Raw genomic sequence first — 3,857 nt, forward strand, 5'->3', positions numbered from 1 at the left:
TGCTTTCTACCGGTACGGGGCTATCACCCACTCTGGCGAAGCTTTCCAGCTTCTTCCCGTTCTTACACCGAGGCCACTGGCCTGGTCCGCGTTCGCTCGCCACTACTAACGGAGTCTCGTTTGATGTCCTTTCCTCCGGGTACTTAGATGTTTCAGTTCCCGGGTTAGCTCCCTTGCGGGTGACCTTACGGTCGGGTTTCCCCATTCGGAAATCCTCGGATCAAAGCTTATTCGCAGCTCCCCGAGGCTTATCGCAGCGTATTACGTCCTTCATCGCCTGCACACGCCAAGGCATCCACTAGATGCACTTAAGACGCTTGATCGTTCTCATTATCAATGCCCGCAATATCAGCAGCCCAAACCAGCTCTTGTCTTCTGGCTCAGGCCTCCATCGTCGGGCCGCTTAGTCTCCAGAGCATCACTGCTCTGGTTTGATCGGTCAGATCAAAAAAACCAAATCTCACGTACAGCCACTGTGTCTCCCCGAGGGTGTCGGGTCAAACGAGACAGTGTTGTATCTCTTTACGATGTCCAAAGATCCGGTCGTGGATGCCTTGCGGCTTCAACACAACCAAACTTGCTCTCTGTTCCACACGCTTTGTGTATCGATCGCCGATCTCTCAACGACCCTCATTCCAAGTCCATTCCAAACTATGTTTGGTGGTGGAGCCTGACGGGATCGAACCGACGACATCCTGCTTGCAAAGCAGGCGCTCTCCCAGCTGAGCTAAGGCCCCATTCCAAGGCATCGCCCTTCCAGTCATCCTGGACGAGCAAAGCGAGCACCCCGGCCACGTTTGGCCGCCCCGCCGGAGGGTCTTGCGACCCGCGAGGCAAACAAAATGGTGGGCCCGGGTAGACTCGAACTACCGACCTCACGCTTATCAGGCGTGCGCTCTAACCACCTGAGCTACGGGCCCAGGCATCCGCCTGGACCGATACTTGTCGACTGCGAGCAGTCAGCAAGATCAGCCATCTCGATGAACTCGAGATCGGCGTAAACTCAAGGCTAGCCGGTACACTGACGCGCTGATGACCTACCCGGTGGCGGAGCCAGAGGGACCAAGTCAAACAGACAACGTCTGCGTGTGTGTGAAGAAAGAGAAACGAAGGCGGCGAGTGTTCCGCAAAGTTGGAGAGCTTTGACTAGCTCTCCTGTGTTCTATGAAAGAGCGATAAACCCAAAGGTTTGAAGCTCGATCCTTAGAAAGGAGGTGATCCAGCCGCAGGTTCCCCTACGGCTACCTTGTTACGACTTCACCCCAGTCGCTGACCCTACCGTGGTCGGCTGCTTCCTTGCGGTTAGCGCACCGGCTTCGGGTAGAACCAACTCCCATGGTGTGACGGGCGGTGTGTACAAGGCCCGGGAACGTATTCACCGCAGCATGCTGATCTGCGATTACTAGCGATTCCAACTTCATGCACCCGAGTTGCAGAGTGCAATCCGAACTGAGATGGCTTTTTGGGATTAGCATGACATCGCTGTCTAGCTGCCCTCTGTCACCACCATTGTAGCACGTGTGTAGCCCAGCCCATAAGGGCCATGATGACTTGACGTCATCCCCACCTTCCTCCGGCTTATCACCGGCAGTCTCCTTAGAGTGCCCAACTAAATGATGGCAACTAAGAACGAGGGTTGCGCTCGTTGCGGGACTTAACCCAACATCTCACGACACGAGCTGACGACAGCCATGCAGCACCTGTGTGCAGGTCCCCGAAGGAAGAAATCTGTCTCCAGAAGTCGTCCTGCCATGTCAAGGGCTGGTAAGGTTCTTCGCGTTGCTTCGAATTAAACCACATGCTCCACCGCTTGTGCGGGCCCCGTCAATTCCTTTGAGTTTTAATCTTGCGACCGTAATCTAATGAGGCGGTCGCCTCCCAAAGTAACGGAGGCGCGCGATGGTCCCTCAGACCGGTCGAACTCGGTCGTCGAGTGCCATAAGCCTGCCTGACTGCGAGACTGACAAGTCGACTGGTGTTCCTCCCGTGTGGAAGGGCCGCGCTCTACGAATAAAGGTACTCTGGGGATAACAGGCTGATAATGCCCAAGCGTTACCAGCATTGTCCGGCACCTCGAGTTACATCCTGGGGCTGGAGCAGGTCCCAAAGGCAGTTCCATTTAAAGTACGTGAGCTGGGTTCAGAACGTCGTGAGAGTTTCATCTGCCGTGGGTGTTAACAAAGCTGTCCCGTGTACGAGGACAGGATGGACGACCTCTGGTAACCTGAACAGCGCCAGTCTGCTTCGTATTACCGCGGATAACTGCTGGCACGAAGTTCAAAACGGTATTCCCTATCAGAGCCGTGGAAGACCGTCACGTTATAGGCCCCACTGAAAGAGCTGTTACAACCCTAAGGCCTTCATCGATCGACGTTCTCATGGCTCAATGTCCGCAATCGTGAATTGTGCTGCTTATTTGCCTCGCGGGTCGTTCCGCGTAGAGCATGACGCGGCTAAAGTCCCAGTGTGGCTGATCATCCTCTCGGCATGAGCGCCAAAGGTCGTCGCTTCGGTGAGCCACTCGATCACCTACTAGGTTAATCAGTTACAAAATCCAAATCTCACCGTTGATGTTTTTCGCCGACCTAGGGGCGATTCCCCAGACCCGATCCATCCCAACTCGACCGTCAAATCCTTCCCGCCAATGGTACTGTCTCAAGACTTGGGAACTAGGTCAGGTCTGCCAAAAACTCAAACGTCTCTCATTACACCCGGTGCCACCGGGGGTTTTTATCTCTCAAGCGCCCTGGGGCTGTTCGCACTTGCAGAAATGAGACCCCTCATGCGGCTTCTCGCCAGCGCAGGGTTCTGGAACCAGGATCCGGCTCACGCCTAATCAAGATCTCCATCGGTCATGCTGAAACCCGCACATTCCTCTTCAGCGGAGGACACACACCTGTCTGGTCTGCACCCGGCTTGCAGCGCGCCGTTCTCCCTCCCCTCAAACCTCACCCCAGGCATTGCATCGTTCCTGGCGGCCGCGGCAACCCTTACGCTGTCGTCCTGCGCCAAAACACACAGCCGGCCCAGCCCCGTGCTAAGCTCGCAGCCGTGACCCAATCCGACCCCATCCCACACCCCGAACTCGAAGCCGACTGCGACCGCTGCTTTGGCCTCTGCTGCACTGCCACAGCTTCCCGACCCGACGGCTTCGGCCATGACAAGCCCGCAGGCATCCTCTGCCTTGCCGGCGACTACAGATGCTCCATCCACCCCCGCCGCGAAGACCTCGGCTACGAAGGCTGCATCGACTTTACCTTTCGGCGCCGGACAACGCGCCTCACAACAGTTCGCAACCCAGAACTGGCAGCGCGACCCCACAACCAGACGCCAAATGTTCGCAAGGTTTGCCCAGCTACTGAAAGCTCCAGGAAATCCGACAGGCAATGATCGAGCAGGGAAAACAAATCGAGGGAAGTGCAGGAACAGCAAAGACTGCAACTGCTGACCGAAATCGCAAAAAGCGCAGATGGAATGGGAGATAGTGGAACCGAGGAAAACGATGTTCTCACCAGGGCACAGACTTGGCTCAACGAAATCATCAAGCGCAAATCGACGAGGAGGACCTGGCGTGGTGCCCGGCCCCCATCCTGGAGATTGCATCGCTCCGGCGGCATCTGTTGGAGTATCAGAGTGCGGCCTTTGCTGGTTTGTTGATCAGCTTGCTGACAAGCGACTGCAGCGGCCCCAGGCTGGCTGTCTGTAACAGACATGCGAAAGCGCTGGTTAACGGGCGCGTAACGATCCTTGAAACTGCGGGTGCTTTATTCGTATTTCCGATCCCAGTTGAACGAAGAAGGTGTTGTCAGCCTGCAGTACGGTTTGTTTCCGCTGCTTCACTGAATGTCTTGGCTATG

Annotated in this window: 2 tRNA genes, 1 rRNA gene and 2 other annotated features (1 of these 5 cut by a window edge); all 3 genes read right to left on the reverse strand. The window is 56.0% G+C overall.

The features are described 5' to 3' along the window. Positions 1–323, reverse strand: a 23S ribosomal RNA gene (locus G5575_RS19065) (it extends 2,397 nt beyond the left edge of the window). Between the two features lie 338 nt (positions 324–661). Next, positions 662–737, reverse strand: a tRNA-Ala gene (locus tag G5575_RS19070). Between the two features lie 106 nt (positions 738–843). Beyond that, positions 844–920, reverse strand: a tRNA-Ile gene (locus tag G5575_RS19075). A gap of 287 nt (positions 921–1,207) precedes the next feature. Then, positions 1,208–2,836 (reverse strand) — a sequence feature (mutual gap in cmsearch alignment for this rRNA model is longer than 100). Continuing rightward, positions 1,831–2,159 (forward strand) — a sequence feature (23S ribosomal RNA rRNA prediction is too short). (Overlaps the previous feature by 329 nt.) Positions 2,837–3,857: the final 1,021 nt, after the last annotated feature.

Source organism: Devosia aurantiaca (genome assembly GCF_011058215.1).
GTDB classification, from domain to species: Bacteria; Pseudomonadota; Alphaproteobacteria; order Rhizobiales; family Devosiaceae; genus Devosia; species Devosia aurantiaca.